General features: G+C 64.2%; 16 protein-coding genes. 10 read left to right on the forward strand and 6 right to left on the reverse strand.

Annotated elements, in window-relative coordinates; all coding sequences use genetic code 11:
• Positions 1–8 precede the first annotated feature (8 nt).
• Entirely contained in the window at positions 9–731 is a 723-nt protein-coding gene (gene rph / locus ACODSK_RS00730) for a ribonuclease PH (RefSeq protein ID WP_075805853.1), read from the reverse strand.
• Between the two features lie 329 nt (positions 732–1,060).
• Between rph and ACODSK_RS00735 the strand changes: the two genes are divergently transcribed.
• Together ACODSK_RS00735 and gmk are read left to right on the forward strand one after the other, a co-directional pair.
• On the forward strand, positions 1,061–1,924 hold the full coding sequence (locus ACODSK_RS00735; protein ID WP_489013101.1) for a YicC/YloC family endoribonuclease: 864 nt from the start codon (positions 1,061–1,063) through the stop codon (positions 1,922–1,924).
• Between the two features lie 13 nt (positions 1,925–1,937).
• Complete coding sequence (gene gmk, locus ACODSK_RS00740) at positions 1,938–2,558, forward strand: guanylate kinase (protein WP_489013102.1); 621 nt, start codon at positions 1,938–1,940, stop codon at positions 2,556–2,558.
• Positions 2,559–2,579: 21 nt separating this feature from the next.
• On the opposite strand, the gene ACODSK_RS00745 is transcribed toward gmk, so the two are convergent.
• The 4 genes from ACODSK_RS00745 to ACODSK_RS00760 form a co-directional block, all read right to left on the reverse strand.
• Positions 2,580–4,112, reverse strand: a complete 1,533-nt coding sequence (locus tag ACODSK_RS00745) for an APC family permease (protein ID WP_489013103.1) — start codon at positions 4,110–4,112, stop codon at positions 2,580–2,582.
• 53 nt (positions 4,113–4,165) lie between these two features.
• Entirely contained in the window at positions 4,166–4,930 is a 765-nt protein-coding gene (locus ACODSK_RS00750) for a gamma-glutamyl-gamma-aminobutyrate hydrolase family protein (protein WP_489013104.1), read from the reverse strand.
• 148 nt (positions 4,931–5,078) lie between these two features.
• Complete coding sequence (locus ACODSK_RS00755; RefSeq protein WP_489013105.1) at positions 5,079–6,572, reverse strand: aldehyde dehydrogenase; 1,494 nt, start codon at positions 6,570–6,572, stop codon at positions 5,079–5,081.
• Between the two features lie 16 nt (positions 6,573–6,588).
• The gene (locus ACODSK_RS00760) at positions 6,589–7,971 is read right to left on the reverse strand and encodes a glutamine synthetase family protein (protein ID WP_489013106.1); all 1,383 of its coding nucleotides are present in this window, start codon (positions 7,969–7,971) and stop codon (positions 6,589–6,591) included.
• A 169-nt stretch (positions 7,972–8,140) separates the two neighbouring features.
• On the opposite strand from ACODSK_RS00760, the gene ACODSK_RS00765 reads away from it, so the two are divergent.
• The 5 genes from ACODSK_RS00765 to ACODSK_RS00785 all read left to right on the forward strand — a co-directional run bounded on the left by ACODSK_RS00765 (position 8,141) and on the right by ACODSK_RS00785 (position 12,810).
• Positions 8,141–9,013, forward strand: a complete 873-nt coding sequence (locus ACODSK_RS00765; RefSeq protein WP_489013107.1) for a LysR family transcriptional regulator — start codon at positions 8,141–8,143, stop codon at positions 9,011–9,013.
• A gap of 168 nt (positions 9,014–9,181) precedes the next feature.
• A complete protein-coding gene (gene rpoZ / locus ACODSK_RS00770; protein WP_009394405.1) occupies positions 9,182–9,445 on the forward strand; it encodes a DNA-directed RNA polymerase subunit omega in 264 nt (87 codons plus the stop codon).
• 60 nt (positions 9,446–9,505) lie between these two features.
• Positions 9,506–11,614 carry a bifunctional GTP diphosphokinase/guanosine-3',5'-bis pyrophosphate 3'-pyrophosphohydrolase gene (gene spoT, locus ACODSK_RS00775; RefSeq protein WP_489013108.1) on the forward strand — a complete coding sequence of 703 codons (2,109 nt, stop codon included), beginning with the start codon at positions 9,506–9,508 and terminating at the stop codon, positions 11,612–11,614.
• Positions 11,615–11,637: 23 nt separating this feature from the next.
• A complete protein-coding gene (locus ACODSK_RS00780; protein ID WP_489013109.1) occupies positions 11,638–12,018 on the forward strand; it encodes a RidA family protein in 381 nt (126 codons plus the stop codon).
• Positions 12,019–12,072: 54 nt separating this feature from the next.
• Complete coding sequence (locus ACODSK_RS00785) at positions 12,073–12,810, forward strand: hypothetical protein (protein ID WP_489013110.1); 738 nt, start codon at positions 12,073–12,075, stop codon at positions 12,808–12,810.
• Between the two features lie 198 nt (positions 12,811–13,008).
• Here ACODSK_RS00785 and ACODSK_RS00790 read toward each other — a convergent pair whose 3' ends face one another.
• Positions 13,009–13,869 carry an SDR family oxidoreductase gene (locus tag ACODSK_RS00790; RefSeq protein WP_489013111.1) on the reverse strand — a complete coding sequence of 287 codons (861 nt, stop codon included), beginning with the start codon at positions 13,867–13,869 and terminating at the stop codon, positions 13,009–13,011.
• 197 nt (positions 13,870–14,066) lie between these two features.
• On the opposite strand from ACODSK_RS00790, the gene exbB reads away from it, so the two are divergent.
• Genes exbB through ACODSK_RS00805 form a run of 3 tightly spaced genes read left to right on the forward strand, consistent with a single transcriptional unit; the run spans position 14,067 to position 16,246 of the window.
• A complete protein-coding gene (gene exbB, locus ACODSK_RS00795) occupies positions 14,067–15,077 on the forward strand; it encodes a tonB-system energizer ExbB (protein WP_489013112.1) in 1,011 nt (336 codons plus the stop codon).
• 3 nt (positions 15,078–15,080) lie between these two features.
• Positions 15,081–15,509, forward strand: a complete 429-nt coding sequence (exbD, locus tag ACODSK_RS00800) for a TonB system transport protein ExbD (RefSeq protein ID WP_489013114.1) — start codon at positions 15,081–15,083, stop codon at positions 15,507–15,509.
• Positions 15,506–16,246, forward strand: coding sequence for an energy transducer TonB (locus ACODSK_RS00805; RefSeq protein WP_489013115.1), 741 nt, complete (start codon positions 15,506–15,508; stop codon positions 16,244–16,246). Before exbD ends, ACODSK_RS00805 begins: the two co-directional genes overlap by 4 nt.
• Positions 16,247–16,299 lie beyond the last annotated feature (53 nt).

Here is a 16,299-nt window from a genome sequence, read left to right on the forward strand (position 1 = left end):
TTAGCGGATCAGTCGGCCAGTGCGGCCTTCTGCAGCTCGAACAGATCGGCCATGCCTTTCTGCGCGATCGCCAGCATGGCGTTCAGTTCTTCCGGCTGGAACGGCGCGCCTTCGGCGGTGCCCTGGACTTCGATGAAGCCACCGGCGCTGGTCATGACCACGTTCAGGTCGGTCTCGGCCGCGGAGTCTTCCAGGTAGTCCAGGTCGAGCACCGCTTCACCCTTGTACATGCCTACCGACACGGCAGCGATCATGTGCTTGAGCGGGTCACCGCCCTTCAGGCCGCCACGCTTCTTGACCACGCGCAGGGCATCGACCAGGGCGACCATGGCACCAGTGATCGACGCGGTGCGGGTGCCGCCATCGGCCTGGATCACGTCGCAGTCGACGTACAGGGTGATGTCGCCGAGCTTGCTCATGTCCAGCGCGGCGCGCAGGGAGCGACCGATCAGGCGCTGGATTTCCAGGGTGCGGCCGCCCTGCTTGCCACGGCTGGCTTCACGCTGGTTACGCTCGCCGGTGGAGCGCGGCAGCATGCCGTATTCCGCGGTCAGCCAGCCTTGGCCCTGGCCTTTGAGGAAGCGCGGAACACCGTTCTCGACGCTGACCGTGCAGACCACCTTGGTGTCACCGAACTCGACCAGTACCGACCCTTCGGCGTGCTTGGTGTAGTTGCGGGTGATGCGGATCGAGCGAAGCTGATCGGCAGCGCGACCACTTGGACGTTTCATAAGGGATACCTGTACTGGGGGTTCGAACTGCCGAGCATTATAGAGCGCCAGACCCGCAGTGGACATGCCTGAAGCGGTATTGGCTGTACCGGCTTCATCGCTGGCAAGCCAGCTCCCACAGTGTCCGCTGCACCGCAAAACCTTGTGGGAGCTGGCTTGCCAGCGATGAGGCCCGGGAAAATGGCCCAGAACCCCCGGTCGGTATTTACCCTGGGCAATCGCACCGGTTTGTAACATCAGTGGATGGGACCGGGCAGCGCACTGCGTTACAATCCTGCGCCTTTGCAGCCCGTCGGCTTTCCCCTTCATCTATCTGCGAGGTACTTCCCATGGTGCACAGCATGACCGCCTTCGCTCGTGTCGAACGAGCCGGGACCCAGGGCACCCTCATCTGGGAATTGCGCTCGGTCAACCATCGTTACCTCGAACCCCACCTGCGCCTGCCGGAGGCCTTCCGCGACCTCGAAGGCGCGGTGCGCGAGTCGCTGCGCCAGGGCATTTCCCGCGGGAAGGTGGAATGCACCCTGCGCTTCACCGAGGAAAACGCCAGCAAATCGCTGCAGGTCGACCAGGACCGCGCCCGCCAGTTGGTGGAAGCCGCGGAGACCGTTGCCAGCCTGATCAAGAACCCCGCACCCCTGAACCCCCTGGCCGTGCTGTCCTGGCCCGGCGTATTGGTGGCCGATGCCGCCGATCCCCAGGCCCTGAACCAGGAAGCGCTGGAGCTGTTCGAGTCGGCCCTCGCCGAACTGAAGAGCGGCCGCAACCGCGAAGGTACCGAACTGGCCCGCCTGATCAACGAGCGCCTGGACAGCATGAGCCAGGAAGTCGCGACCCTGCGCACCCAGGTGCCACAGATGCTCGCCGCGCAACGGCAGAAGATCCTCGATCGCTTCACCGACATGAAGGCCGAACTGGACCCGCAGCGCCTGGAACAGGAAATGGTCCTGCTGGCGCAAAAGAGCGATGTCGCCGAAGAGCTCGACCGCCTCAGCACCCACGTCACCGAGGTGCGCCGCGTGCTCAAGTCCGGCGGTGCGGCGGGCCGGCGCCTGGACTTCCTGATGCAGGAACTCAATCGCGAAGCCAATACCCTCGGCTCCAAAGCCTTCGACCCACGCAGCACGCAAGCGGCGGTCAACCTCAAAGTGTTGATCGAGCAGATGCGTGAACAAGTACAGAACATCGAGTAAGGCCACCCCCACCATGAACCACAGCAGCGGCACCCTGTACATCATTTCGGCCCCGTCCGGCGCCGGCAAGACCAGCCTGGTCAAGGCCCTCACCGATGACCTGAACCACATCCGCGTGTCGGTCTCGCACACCACCCGTGCCATGCGTCCGGGCGAGCACGACGGGGTGAACTACCACTTCGTCGACCGCGCCGAGTTCGACCGTCTGAACGCCCAGGGCGACTTCCTCGAACAGGCCGAAGTATTCGGCAACTGCTACGGCACCTCGCGCAGCGCGCTGCAGCACACCCTCGACCAAGGCCACGACCTGATCCTGGAAATCGACTGGCAAGGCGCGCAGCAGGTCCGCAAGCTGATGCCTGGCGTGCGTTCGATCTTCATCCTGCCACCCAGCCAGCAGGCCCTGCGCCAGCGCCTGACCAACCGTGGCCAGGACAGTGACGAGATCATCGAAGGACGGATGCGCGAAGCGGTCAGCGAGATGGTCCATTACGACGAGTACGAGTACGTCATCATCAACGACGACTTCGCTACCGCGCTGGAAGACTTGAAAGCCGTGTTCCGCGCCAACCGCCTGCAACGGGACGGTCAGCAGCAGCGCCACGGCGAGCTGCTCAAGCAACTGCTGGCTTGAGCCCTCGCCGCCCCGGCCGCTTCAGCGGCGGCTGGGGACGATGGCATGACGACGCAGCGTCATGCCCAGGAAGAACGCCGGCGCGCGCAGACGCGACAGCAGCATCAGGACGATGCCCAGCAGCAGGATGATCATCGCGATCACGAACACCAGCCCCAAGCCCCCCACATGCGAGCCGCTACCGAACTCCGGCGAAGCGCTGTCGATGGCCGTCTGCACGAAGATCACCGAGAGAATCACACCGCCCAACAGCGGGCACAGGCCGCGCATGAAGAAGTGGCGCAGGCTGTCGAACAGGCTGTGGCGGAAGTACCAGACGCAGGCGAAGGCGGTCAGCGAATAGTAGAAGCAGATCATCATGCCGAGGGCGGTGATGGTGTCGGCCAGGACGTTCTCGCTGAGGGTACGCATGGTCACGTAGAACACCCCGGCGGCGACACCGGCGCAGATGGTGGCATAGCGCGGGGTCTGCGAACGCGGGCAGATGCGGGCGAAACGCTCCGGCACGGCACCGTAGTAGCCCATGGCGAGCAGCGTGCGCGCCGGCGAGACGAAGGTCGATTGCAGCGAGGCGGCGGTGCTCGCCAGTACGGCGATGGACATCAGGATCGCCAGCGGCCCCATCACCGGCCCGGCCAGGTGGGCGAAGACGTTTTCCTGGATCCGCGGATTACCCAGGCCCAGGCCTTCTTCGCTGATCCCGGCGAACTGCAGGGTGGCGATGGCGGTGACCAGGTACAGGCCGAGGATCAGCAGCACGGTCAGGGTCGCAGCGCGGCCGGGCACCTCATCGCTGCCCACCGACTCCTCGCTCATGGTCAGGCACACGTCCCAGCCCCAGAAGATGAAGATCGACAACGACAGACCGGCGGTGAAGGCCGAGAACGACTCAACGCCGAAGGGGTTGAACCAGCTCACATCAAAGTCCATCGGCGGTGTCTCGGCCGAGCCGCCGAACGCCGCGATGGCGAAGCCCACCAGCACCACCAGTTGCAAGGCCACCAGACCGTACTGCACGGCCATGGTGGTGCCGATGCCGCGACAGCAGATCCACACCGCCATGGCGATGAACACGCAACAGGTGACCACGTTGACCAGCAGGTTGTCGCTCAGCGCAGCCACCTCATGGCTGCCACTGAGTTGCCCGAGGAACAGATAGAAGAAGTCCACCGCCACGCCGGCCAAGTTGGACAGCACGATAGTGGTTGCCGTGACCAGCCCCCAACCACCGATCCAGCCGATCATCGGGCCGAAGGCCCGCGCCGACCAGGTGAAGGAAGTACCGCTGTCCGGCTCCGCTGCGTTCAGCTCGCGGTAGCCCAGGGCGACCAGCAGCATCGGCAGGAAGCCGACGATGAACACCGCCGGCAGGTGCTGGCCGACTTCGCGTACCGTCGGCCCGAGGGCGCCGGTCAGGGTGTAGACCGGGGCGATGGTGGAAATGCCCAGCACAATGCTGGCCAGCAGCCCGAGCCGGCCCTTGGCCAGCCCCTTGGATGCCTTGCGAGCCTGCCCCGCCGTACCCGAGGTCAGGCTTGCTTCGAATTCGCTCATGAGTAGATGTCGCCGCTATTGGAATTGTTTTTCAGGGCATCCGGGAATGCCCGCTACAGATTTGCCTCGCGGTAGCGCTGGCCACCGGCGTAGGCCTCACAGGCTGCACGGAACGCCTGGAACAGACGCAACGAAACCGGATTCTCGGCATAACGCCATTCCGGGTGCCATTGCACGCCGAGCACGAAGCCGGGTGCGTCCTCCATGGAAACCGCTTCGATCAGCCCGTCCGGCGCCAGCGCTTCGACGCGCAGGCCATCGGCAAGGCGATCGATACCCTGGGAGTGCAGCGAGTTGACCATGAAGCTGCGCGGCAGGCCCAGTCGCTGGAATTGCCCGTCAGGCTCGACCGTGACCGGGTGGCTCGGGCTGTACTGCACGTCCAGCGGCGCGTCCTGCGGTTCGCGGTGGTCCAGATAGCCGGGCAGCTCGTGGACACGCTGGTGCAAGGTGCCGCCGAGGGCCACGTTGAGCTCCTGGAACCCCCGGCAAACGCAAAACACCGGCACGCCGGCCGCGATGGCTGCGCGCAGCAGCGGCAGGGTCAGGCGGTCGCGCTGGAGGTCATGACGGGTGCCTTCCGCGCTGGGGGCGCCATTGTAATGATGCGGCTCGACATTAGAAGGCGAACCGGTAAAAAGAATGCCGTCGAGGCGCTCGAGCAGGCGCTGCGGGTCCAGCGCCTCGTCGAGTGCCGGGATGATCAGCGGCAGGCCGGCAAAACCGGCGGCCTCGACGTACTTGTCGCCCACGGTGTGGGAGGCAGTGTGACCAAGCATCTGGCGGCACGCAGTGACGCCGATCAAAGGGGTTTTCATCGATTCAGCCTCTCTTGAGCAACACATGACTCACGAAGCCAACGCGCCCCTTGTGGGAGCTGGCTTGCCAGCGATTGCTTTAGTGAATTCACCATCGCAATCGCTGGCAAGCCAGCTCCCACAGGGTCCGCGTCGCGTCAAAGATCTCTTAGAGCTTGATCCAGGTCGCCTTCAGTTCGGTGTACTTGTCGAAGGCATGCAGCGACTTGTCGCGGCCGTTACCCGACTGCTTGAAACCACCGAACGGCGCGGTCATGTCGCCGCCGTCGTACTGGTTGATCCACACACTGCCGGCACGCAAGGCACGAGCACTGCGGTGCGCCTTGGAGATGTCCGCCGTCCACACCGCCGCCGCCAGGCCGAAGGGCGAGTCGTTGGCGATGGCAATGGCTTCCTCGGCACTGTCGAAGGTGATCACCGACAGCACCGGACCGAAGATTTCCTCACGAGCGATGCGCATGGCGTTGGTCACGCCATCGAAGATCGCCGGCTCGACATACACCCCGCAGGTCTCCTCCAGCACACGCTGGCCACCCGCGACCAGGGTCGCACCATCGGCCTTGCCCGCCTCGACATAGCCCAGCACCGTGTCCAGCTGGGTGCCGTCCACCAGGGCGCCGACGCGGGTCTGCGGATCCAGCGCATGCCCCGGTTTCCAGGCCTTGAGGGCCTCCACCACCATCGGCAGGAAGCGCTCCTTCACCGAGCGCTCCACCAGCAGCCGCGAGCCGGCGATGCACACCTCGCCCTGGTTGAAGGCGATGGCGGCCGCGGCGGCTTCAGCGGCGGCAGACAGATCAGGCGCGTCGGCGAAGACGATATTCGGGCTCTTGCCGCCAGCCTCCAGCCAGACGCGCTTCATGTTCGACTCGCCGGCGTAGACCATCAGTTGCTTGGCGATCCGGGTCGAGCCGGTGAACACCAGGGTATCCACATCCATGTGCAGGGCCAGGGCCTTGCCCACGGTGTGGCCGTAGCCCGGCAGCACGTTGAACACGCCCGCCGGGATGCCGGCTTCAAGCGCCAGCTGGGCCACACGGATGGCGGTCAGCGGCGATTTCTCCGACGGCTTGAGGATCACCGAGTTGCCCGTGGCCAGGGCCGGGCCGAGCTTCCAGCAGGCCATCATCAGCGGGAAGTTCCACGGCACGATGGCTGCAACCACGCCGATCGGCTCGCGAGTCACCAGGCCGAGCTGGTCGTGGGGCGTCGGCGCCACTTCGTCGTAGACCTTGTCGATGGCCTCGGCCGACCAGCGGATCGAGTTCGCTGCCGCCGGGATGTCGATAGCCAGGGAATCGGCGATCGGCTTGCCCATGTCCAGGGTTTCCAGTAGCGCCAGCTCCTGGGCATTGGCCAGCAGCAAGTCGGCGAAGGCAATCAGCACACGCTTGCGCTGGGCTGGCGCCTGGTGGGCCCAGACGCCGCTGTCGAAGGTACGGCGGGCAGCGGCCACGGCCAGTTCGGCGTCGGCGGCATCGCAGCTGGCGATGGCGGCCAGGGCACGGCCGTCGACCGGGCTGATGCAGTCGAAGGTGTCACCGGAAACGCTGGCACGGTAGGCGCCGTCGACAAAGGCACGGCCTTCGATGCGCAGGCTTTGGTAGAGGGTTTCCCACTGTTCGCGAGACGGGATTGTCATTGTTGTTCTCCGGGCATCAGACCGTGTGCAGGTACCAGTTGTATTCGAGGTCGGAAATCGACACCTCGAACTCCGCCAGTTCGCTTTCCTTGCAGGCGACGAAAATATCGATGTAGTCGGGGCTGATGTACTGGTTCAGCACTTCGCTGTCGTCCAGCTCGCGCAGGGCGTCGCGCAGGTTGTTCGGCAGGGTCTGTTCCAGTTGCTCGTAGGAATTGCCTTCGATCGGCGCGCCCGGCTCGATCTTGTTGGTCAGACCGTGATGAATCCCGGCGAGGATCGCGGCCATCATCAGGTAGGGGTTGGCGTCGGCACCGGCCACCCGGTGCTCGATGCGTACCGCGTCGCTGCTGCCGGTCGGCACGCGGACTGCCACGGTGCGGTTGTCCAGGCCCCAGCTCGGTGCGTTGGGCACGTAGAACTGGGCGCCGAAGCGGCGGTAGGAGTTGATGTTCGGGCAGAGGAAGGCCATGGACGCCGGCATGGTTTCCAGCACGCCGCCGATGGCGTGGCGCAGGGCGTCGTTCTGCTCGGGGTCATCGCTGGTGAAGATGTTCTTGCCGGTGGCCTTGTCGAGCAGCGAGATATGCACGTGCAGGCCGTTGCCAGCCTGGCCCGGATAGGGCTTGGCCATGAAGGTGGAGTCCATTTCATGGTCGTAGGCGATGTTCTTGATCACCCGCTTGAGCAGCAGCGCGTAGTCGCAGGCCTTCATCGGATCGGCGACGTGGTGCATGTTCACTTCGAACTGCGCCGGGGCGCTTTCCTTGACGATGGCGTCGGCCGGGATGCCCTGCTCCTTGGCGGCTTCGAGCATGTCCTGGAGGCAGTCGACGTACTCGTCGAGGTCGTCGATCAGGTAGACCTGGGTCGATTGCGGGCGCTTGCCGGAAATCGGCGAGCGCGGCGGCTGCGGACGACCGTTGAGGTTGTCCTGGTCGATCAGATAGAACTCCAGTTCGAACGCGGCGCAGATGGTCAGGCCCAGGGCGTCGAACTTCTCTACAACGCCGCGTAGCACTTCCCGCGGGTCGGCGAAGAACGGCGTGCCGTCCAGCTCGTGCATGGTCATCAGCAATTGTGCGGTGGGGCGCTTCTGCCAGGGCTCGAAACTCAGGGTGCCGGGGATCGGGTAGCAGATGCGGTCGGCGTCGCCGATATCCAGACCCAGGCCGGTGCTTTCCACGGTGGAGCCGTTGATATCGAGGGCGAACAGCGACGCGGGCAGGTTGATGCCCTTTTCGTAGACCTTGACCAGGCTCGCCCGCTCGATGCGCTTGCCGCGCACTACCCCGTTCATGTCGGCGATCAACAGATCGACGAATTGCACCTCGGGGTGGGCCTTGAGGAATTCGCCCATTTCATCAACGGGGATGGCGCACGGGGAGACCGACGTCATGGCTAGGCATCCTTTGGAATTTTTGTAGGGGCAGCGATGTAGGGAGGTAATGCGGGTATTCGGGGGCGATGGCTGGTCTTGTTCTCGGGTAGTCCATCGAGGGAATCGCACTATAGAATGGCCTCCACGCAAACAAACATTGGCGTTTTGGCAAGCGAAGAGTGCACCGATGCAATATCAGATCAGCCATGCCGACCTCTCCCTGGTTCTCGCCCTGGTCCGCGGACGCTCCCTGGCGAAAGCGGCGGAACTGCTCAAGGTCGACGTTTCCACGGTGTTTCGCTCGATCCGGCGGATGGAGGCGGCGCTGGGCACCGCGTTGTTCGTAAAGAGCCGCAAGGGCTACATACCCACCGGCACCGCCCAGGCCCTGGCCGAGCAGGCCGAACGCGCCGAACAGGCCCTGGATGCAGCGCGGGTGGCGCTGGCCCATGGCGAGCAGGTGGTCAGCGGCACGGTACGCCTGACCTGCACCGACGCCGTGCTGCACAGCCTGCTGCTGCCGGCGCTGGCCGAATTCATGCCGGCCTACCCGGCCCTGACCCTGGAGCTGGCCACCTCCAACACCTTCGCCAACCTCAGCCGGCGCGACGCCGACCTGGCCCTGCGCCTGACCAATGCGCCGCCGGAGCATCTGGTCGGACGCTGCCTGGGCTCGGCGTCCTATGTCGTCTGCGGGCGTGAGGAGTTTCGTCAGCGCCTGAACGAAAATCCGGCCAGCGTGCCGTGGATCGCCCCGGACGATTCCATGCAGGACCACCCCACCGTGGTCTGGCGCAGCGAGAAACTCCCCGCCGTGCTGCCGCGCTACCGCTGCAGCGGAATCGCCTCCATCGCCCAGATGGTCGGCGCCGGACTCGGCGTGGCGGCACTGCCGGACTACATGGCGCATACCCTGCCGGGCGTGGCGCAACTGAGCGACGCCCTGCCCGGCTGCGACACTCAGTTGTGGCTGCTCACCCGCCCGGATTGCCGGGCCCTGCGCTCGGTGCAGACCCTGTTCGACGAACTGACGCCACGCCTGCGCAACGCGTTGATCTGAGCAATAGATGAAGACTATTGAAATAGACGCTTACAAGTAGGTATCGTCAGCCTATTCAGGGCTCGCGGCCGAAAACAGCGCTTCCATAAAGGCTGGTTATTTTTTAAACTGCCGAGTCCACTCGCCCACTCTCGGGCAGAACACCGCATTCGCTATTCGAGGAACACCATGGCCCGCGTAACCGTTGAAGACTGCCTGGAACACGTTGATAACCGTTTTGAGCTGGTCATGCTGTCCACCAAGCGTGCCCGTCAACTGGCGACCGGCGGCAAAGAGCCGAAAGTGGCCTGGGAAAACGACAAGCCCACCGTCGTGGCACTGCGTGAAATCGCCGAAGGTATCGTGACTCCGGAGTTCATCGCCGCCGAAGAGATCGTCACCGAAGACCCGGTCTTCCCGACGTTCGAGGACGAGGCCAACGAGGCCGTCTAAGTCCATGCCTGGTCGACGTTGTACGGCGCGGGTCCCTTATCCTCGGCAGGAGGTCGAATCTTGCCGAGCATAGACGCCCTCGCCGATCGCCTATCGACCTATCTGGGTCCCGACCAGGTCAACCTGGTCCGCCGGGCCTATTTCTACGCCGAGCAGGCCCACGATGGCCAGCGTCGCCGCAGTGGCGAGGCGTACGTCACGCATCCGCTGGCCGTCGCCAGCATCCTCGCCGACATGCACATGGACCATCAGAGCCTGATGGCGGCCATGCTGCACGACGTGATCGAAGACACCGGCATCGCCAAGGAAGCCCTCAGTTCGCAGTTTGGCGAGACCGTCGCCGAGCTGGTCGATGGCGTCAGCAAGCTGACCCAGATGAACTTCGAGACCAAGGCCGAGGCCCAGGCGGAAAACTTCCAGAAGATGGCCATGGCCATGGCTCGCGATATCCGCGTGATCCTGGTCAAGCTGGCTGACCGCCTGCACAACATGCGCACCCTGGAAGTGCTGTCCGGCGAGAAACGCCGGCGCATTGCCAAGGAAACCCTCGAGATCTACGCCCCCATCGCCAATCGCCTCGGCATGCACAGCGTGCGGATCGAGTTCGAGGACCTGGGCTTCAAGGCGATGTACCCGATGCGCTCGGCGCGCATCTACCAGGCGGTCAAGCGCGCACGCGGCAACCGCAAGGAAATCGTCAACAAGATCGAGGAATCGCTGAGCCACTGCCTGGCCGTCGACGGCATCCAGGGCGAGGTCAGCGGGCGGCAGAAGCACATCTATGGCATCTACAAGAAGATGCGCGGCAAACGCCGGGCCTTCAACGAGATCATGGATGTCTACGCGTTCCGCATCATCGTCGACAAGGTCGACACCTGCTACCGCGTGCTCGGCGCCGTGCACAACCTGTACAAGCCGCTGCCCGGCCGCTTCAAGGACTACATCGCGATCCCCAAGGCCAACGGCTACCAGTCGTTGCATACCACGCTGTTCGGCATGCACGGCGTGCCCATCGAGATCCAGATCCGCACCCGCGAGATGGAAGAGATGGCCAACAACGGCATCGCCGCCCACTGGCTGTACAAGTCCAGCGACGACGAGCAGCCCAAGGGCACCCACGCCCGTGCGCGGCAGTGGGTCAAGGGCGTGCTGGAATTGCAGCAACGTGCAGGCAACTCCCTCGAATTCATCGAGAGCGTGAAGATCGACCTGTTCCCGGACGAGGTCTACGTGTTCACGCCCAAGGGCCGCATCATGGAGCTGCCCAAAGGCTCCACTGCGGTCGACTTCGCCTATGCAGTGCATACCGACGTCGGCAACAGCTGCATCGCCTGCCGTATCAACCGCCGCCTGGCGCCGCTGTCGGAACCGCTGCAGAGCGGTTCCACGGTGGAAATCGTCAGCGCCCCGGGCGCCCGGCCGAATCCGGCCTGGCTCAACTTCGTGGTCACCGGCAAGGCGCGTACGCATATTCGCCACGCCCTCAAGCTGCAGCGTCGCTCCGAGTCGATCAACCTCGGCGAACGCCTGCTGAACAAGGTGCTCAACGGCTTCGACAGCGCCCTCGACAAGATTCCGCCGGAACGCATCCAGGCCATGCTCGGCGAGTACCGCCTGGAGCTCATCGAAGACCTGCTGGAAGACATCGGCCTGGGCAACCGCATGGCCTACGTGGTCGCCCGCCGCCTGCTGTCCACCGAGGGCGAGCAGCTGCCGAACCCGGAAGGTCCGCTGGCGATCCGCGGCACCGAAGGCCTGGTCCTGAGCTACGCCAAGTGCTGCACGCCGATCCCGGGCGACCCGATCGTCGGTCACCTGTCGGCCGGCAAAGGCATGGTGGTGCACCTGGAGAGCTGCCGGAACATCAGCGAAATCCGCCACAACCCGGAAAAATGCATCCAGCTGTCCTGGGCCAAGGACGTCACCGGCGAGTTCAACGTCGAGTTGCGCGTCGAGCTGGAACACCAGCGCGGCCTGATTGCCCTGCTGGCCAGCAGCGTCAATGCCGCCGATGGCAACATCGAGAAAATCAGCATGGATGAGCGCGATGGTCGCATCAGCGTCGTCCAGTTGGTGGTCAGCGTGCACGACCGCGTGCACCTGGCCCGCGTGATCAAGAAACTGCGCGCGCTGACGGGCGTCATCCGCATCACCCGCATGCGCGCGTAGCCCTTCCCTTGCAAGGAGTCACCATGACCAAGACCGTCATCAACAGCGACAAGGCACCTGCCGCCATCGGCACCTACTCCCAGGCGATCAAGGCTGGCAACACCGTCTACATGTCGGGCCAGATCCCTCTCGATCCGAAAACCATGGAACTGGTCGAAGGCTTCGAAGCCCAGACCGTCCAGGTGTTCGAAAACCTCAAGGCCGTTGCCGAAGCCGCTGGCGGTTCGTTCAAGGACATCGTCAAGCTGAACATCTTCCTGACCGACCTGAGCCACTTCGCCAAGGTCAACGAAGTCATGGGCCGCTACTTCGAGCAGCCATACCCTGCTCGCGCCGCCATCGGCGTTGCCGCCCTGCCACGCGGTGCGCAGGTCGAGATGGACGCTATCCTGGTTCTCGAGTAATACCCCCGCGGCGAGTCGTTCGGCTCGCCGCATCTTTTCCTGAAGGACCCCGCCATGCGCCACGCGCTTGCCCTTTCCCTGGTTGCCGCACTGCTGGGCGGCTGCGCCAGCCACAAACCCGAAGACTACAACGGCGTCTGGATCAACCAGAACGCGATCGATGCCGCCGCCAAGGGCACCGGCCTGCGCTATGCGCTGGAGCGCAATGGTCCGAACTTCGAGTGGAAGGTCAATGTCGCGGCGGGCCAGGCCAGCTACAGCAATGGTTTCGAACTGGTCGAAGGCCGCCTGAAAGCGATCGACGAAGACCATTGGCAAGTGCAACTGGATGGCGACCAGGTGGAAAACCTTGAGCTGGATGGCAAGGAACTGGTGCAGCAGGCCAGCGACTGGGCCCCGGAGCAACGTTTCCAGCGCAACAGCGACGTGATCGACGCCGACGTTCCGCCAGGGGCCATCTTCGAGAAAGCCCTGTATGGCGCCTACATGAAAGGCGACTGGCGTGTACTGGAAGGCCCGGGCCAGGGTGGTACCGTGCGCTTCCGCGACAATGGCGGCCTGGACGGCTTGCCCAACCTCGACCGCTACGCCCTGTGCCTGGCCGGCGACTGCGCCACCATGACCGGCAAGTACGACAGCATGTGGCTGGAGCGCAACCAGCAAGGCAACCCGTGGATCTTCAAGCGTGACGGCAAGCAGCTGGAAATCTTCCAGGCCATCAACGAAGCCCAGCCGGACGAGATGCCCGAACTGCGTCCGGGCGCCCGGCGCTGGCTGCTGGAGCGCAAATAGCACTCCGCCGGTTATGCGGACCCCGCGAGAGATTCTATGGTGGCGAGCAAGCAGATTGATGTTGTGACTGCTGGCCTCATCGTCGGCAAGCCGACTCCCACAGGGTTCTGGGCCAACCACAGTATCTGTGTTCGGCGCGATCCCTGTGGGAGCTGGCCTTGCCAGCGATGAGGCCCGCAGGGTCAATGATGTTGCCTGTCAGGACTTTTGCCCCTCGAGAATCGCCGCATACCCCTCGCGATAGCTGGGATAGGCCGGCGCCCAGCCAAGCGCCCGGGCGCGGGCATTGCTGCAACGCTTGCTGCCGGTCCGCCGGACCCGCTGCTGCTCCGACCACTCGGTAACACCCATGTACTCGCGCAACCAGGCAACCACCTCGGCCAGCGGCGCAGGTGCATCGTCCACACCGATATAGCAATCGTCCAACTGCCGCCCTGCCTGGTCGGCGCACAACAGGAAGGCCAGCAGGCCAGCGGCGTCCTCGGCATGGATGCGGTTGCCATAAAGCGGCGGCTCCTCCATCACCCTGTAGCCCTGGCGGACCTGGCTCAACAACCATTCACGACCCGGGCCATAGATTCCGGTCAAACGCACCACGCTGGCCGGAATGCCGCTATCGAGCGCCAGTTGCTCCGCCTCCAGCATCACCCGCCCGGAATACTCCTGCGGCGCGGTTTCCGCCGTTTCGTCTATCCACTCACCACCCTGCTGGGCATAAACGCTGCTGCTGGACACGAACAGCAGGCGACGCGGCTTTTGCCCACGCTCGGCCAGCCAGCCAAGGACATTGCGCAAGCCGTCGACATAGGCGCGGCGATAGCCAGGCTCGTCATGCTGGCTCGCAGCCACGCAATAGACCAGGTAATCCGGCCCCGCCAGCGGCCAGTCCGCCGGTGCCAAGGATTGCTCCAGATCGGCGGCGATCGCCGTGACACCGGCCGGTAATGCACTAACATTTCTGCGCAGTCCGCTGACCGACCAGCCTCCAGCCAGCAACTGCCTGGCCAGGCGACCACCCACATCGCCACAACCGACGATCAGTACTGAAGGTGCAGACATGATGAAACTCCCGTAATCAAAGACCCGGACTATCCCGGCAAAATCGATAGGCGGCTAGCGGCCCTGGAAAAAAAGCTACTTTATTACTTCTGCTAACAAGAATTACTTGCAATAATGGCCGCCCATTTTTCCGTTCTCGGCCTGTTTCGAGGCCTTGAGGACCATCCACTCATTCTTCTTCATCAGGTCCGGCCAGCATGACACGCATTCAACCCTCCGCTTCGCCAACCACGTCGCGCGCCCTGCGCGCCATCGCAGCGCTGATGTTCAGCCTGATGCTGACACCTGTCGCCATGGCTGAAGAGCCGACTGCAGCCCAGGCTGCTCCTGCCGCAGCAGCAGCGCCTGTCGCCCCGGTAGCGGAAGGTAGCACGCCAGCCGCCGCTGGCGCCGAGCACGCTGCAGCCGCTCCGGTCGACCCGGCTGCTGCCCCGGTGGAAGGCGCAGTCGAGCAACCACTGAATGAAGACGGCGAACCGATGGCCGACGATCCGACCCTGGGCATGGGCCACGATCTGTCGCCATGGGGCATGTACCAGAACGCCGACGTCGTGGTTAAAACAGTGATGATCGGCCTGGCCATCGCCTCGATCATCACCTGGACCATCTGGATCGCCAAAGGCCTCGAACTGGTACGCGCCAAACGTCGCCTGCGTGGCGAAATCGCCGCCCTGAAGAAATCGGCCACCCTCAAGGACGCATCGGAGAAAGCCGACAAGCCAGGCACCCTGGCCCACGTGCTGATCCACGACGCCCTGGAAGAAATGCACCTGTCGGCCAACGCCCGCGAGAAGGAAGGCATCAAGGAGCGTGTCAGCTTCCGTCTGGAGCGCCTGGTCGCCGCCAGCGGCCGCAACATGTCCAGCGGCACCGGCGTACTGGCTACCATCGGTTCCACCGCGCCGTTCGTCGGTCTGTTCGGTACCGTGTGGGGCATCATGAACAGCTTCATCGGCATCGCCAAAACCCAGACCACCAACCTCGCCGTCGTTGCTCCCGGCATCGCCGAAGCCCTGCTGGCCACCGCACTGGGTCTGGTCGCCGCGATTCCTGCCGTAGTGATCTACAACGTCTTCGCCCGCTCCATCGCCGGCTACAAGGCCCAGGTGTCCGACGCCTCGGCGCAGGTTCTGCTGCTGGTCAGCCGCGACCTGGACCATCAGCCAGGCGAGCGCGCTGCTCAGCCGCACATGGTGAAAGTGGGGTAAGCCATGGGCCTGCATCTTAACGAGGGTGGCGACGATCTCGCCGAGAACCACGAAATCAACGTAACGCCGTTCATCGACGTGATGCTGGTGCTGCTGATCATCTTCATGGTCGCGGCACCGCTGGCAACGGTCGACATCAAGGTCGACCTGCCCGCCTCGACGGCGAAACCCGCGCCGAGGCCGGAGAAACCGGTGTTCCTCAGCGTCAAGGCCGACCAGAAGCTTTACCTCGGTGACGATCTGGTCCCGCAGAGCGACCAGTTGGGCGCACTGCTGGATGCCAAGACCAAGGGCGACAAGGAAACCACGATCTTCTTCCAGGCCGACAAGGGCGTGGACTACGGCGATCTGATGGAAGTCATGAACATTCTGCGCGCAGCCGGCTACCTCAAGGTCGGCCTGGTCGGGCTTGAGACGGCAGCGAAGAAATGATCGAGACCCGGGACACACTGTTGCGTTACTGCGGTGGTCTGGTCTTCGTACTGGCGGTGCATGCCTTGGCTATCTGGGTCGCGCTGAACTGGTCAAGGACGGAGGCAATCGAATTGCCGCCCGCGGCCATGATGATCGCGATGCCACCGATGCCGGAGCCAGCGCCGCCGCCACCGCCCAAGGTAGTGACGCCGCCACAGCCGCCGGCACCGGTGGAGGAGCCGCCACTGCCGAAGCTGGTCGAAGCACCGAAGCCCAAGATCGCCATTCCCAAGCCCGCCAAGCCCAAGGCCAAGCCTCAGCCGCCGAAGCCGGTGCAGAAGGAAGAGCCGAAGGAAACGCCGGTCGATCAGGAAGTCGCCGATGCACCGCCAAGCCCGGCCCCGGCAACGCCAGCAGCCGCACCGGCGCCGAGCGTGCCGAGCAACAGCGAAGCGAAAGCGACCTGGCAGAGCGAACTGCTGAATCACCTGGCGAAGTTCAAGCGCTACCCGGAAGACGCGCGTCGCCGTGGCCAGACCGGTATTACCCAACTGCGCTTCGTGGTCGATACCGAAGGTCGGGTGGTTTCGTACGAGCTGGTAGGCAAGTCCGGCAGCGCCTCGCTGGACCGTGCGACCCTGGAGATGATCCGCAAGGCTCAACCGCTGCCCAAGCCGCCCAAGGAGATCCTTTCCAACGGCGTCATCGACCTGAAGGCACCGTTCGTCTTCTCGCTCGAAAAGAGCAGGCGCTAACCACGCACCAAGAAAGCCGGCCGCTGATGCGGCCGTTTTTCTTGCAATCATCG

This window comes from Pseudomonas sp. FG98, from assembly GCF_057808595.1.

Coding starts and splice junctions, on each gene's coding strand:
- ACODSK_RS00750 (WP_489013104.1), bottom strand. CDS start 4,930: ATGAAAACCCCTTTGATCGGCGTCACTGCGTGCCGCCAGATGCTTGGT.
- ACODSK_RS00765 (WP_489013107.1), top strand. CDS start 8,141: ATGCAATATCAGATCAGCCATGCCGACCTCTCCCTGGTTCTCGCCCTG.
- ACODSK_RS00745 (WP_489013103.1), bottom strand. CDS start 4,112: ATGAGCGAATTCGAAGCAAGCCTGACCTCGGGTACGGCGGGGCAGGCT.
- rph (WP_075805853.1), bottom strand. CDS start 731: ATGAAACGTCCAAGTGGTCGCGCTGCCGATCAGCTTCGCTCGATCCGC.
- ACODSK_RS00785 (WP_489013110.1), top strand. CDS start 12,073: ATGCGCCACGCGCTTGCCCTTTCCCTGGTTGCCGCACTGCTGGGCGGC.
- ACODSK_RS00735 (WP_489013101.1), top strand. CDS start 1,061: ATGGTGCACAGCATGACCGCCTTCGCTCGTGTCGAACGAGCCGGGACC.
- exbD (WP_489013114.1), top strand. CDS start 15,081: ATGGGCCTGCATCTTAACGAGGGTGGCGACGATCTCGCCGAGAACCAC.
- ACODSK_RS00760 (WP_489013106.1), bottom strand. CDS start 7,971: ATGACGTCGGTCTCCCCGTGCGCCATCCCCGTTGATGAAATGGGCGAA.
- gmk (WP_489013102.1), top strand. CDS start 1,938: ATGAACCACAGCAGCGGCACCCTGTACATCATTTCGGCCCCGTCCGGC.
- ACODSK_RS00755 (WP_489013105.1), bottom strand. CDS start 6,572: ATGACAATCCCGTCTCGCGAACAGTGGGAAACCCTCTACCAAAGCCTG.
- ACODSK_RS00790 (WP_489013111.1), bottom strand. CDS start 13,869: ATGTCTGCACCTTCAGTACTGATCGTCGGTTGTGGCGATGTGGGTGGT.
- ACODSK_RS00780 (WP_489013109.1), top strand. CDS start 11,638: ATGACCAAGACCGTCATCAACAGCGACAAGGCACCTGCCGCCATCGGC.
- rpoZ (WP_009394405.1), top strand. CDS start 9,182: ATGGCCCGCGTAACCGTTGAAGACTGCCTGGAACACGTTGATAACCGT.
- ACODSK_RS00805 (WP_489013115.1), top strand. CDS start 15,506: ATGATCGAGACCCGGGACACACTGTTGCGTTACTGCGGTGGTCTGGTC.
- exbB (WP_489013112.1), top strand. CDS start 14,067: ATGACACGCATTCAACCCTCCGCTTCGCCAACCACGTCGCGCGCCCTG.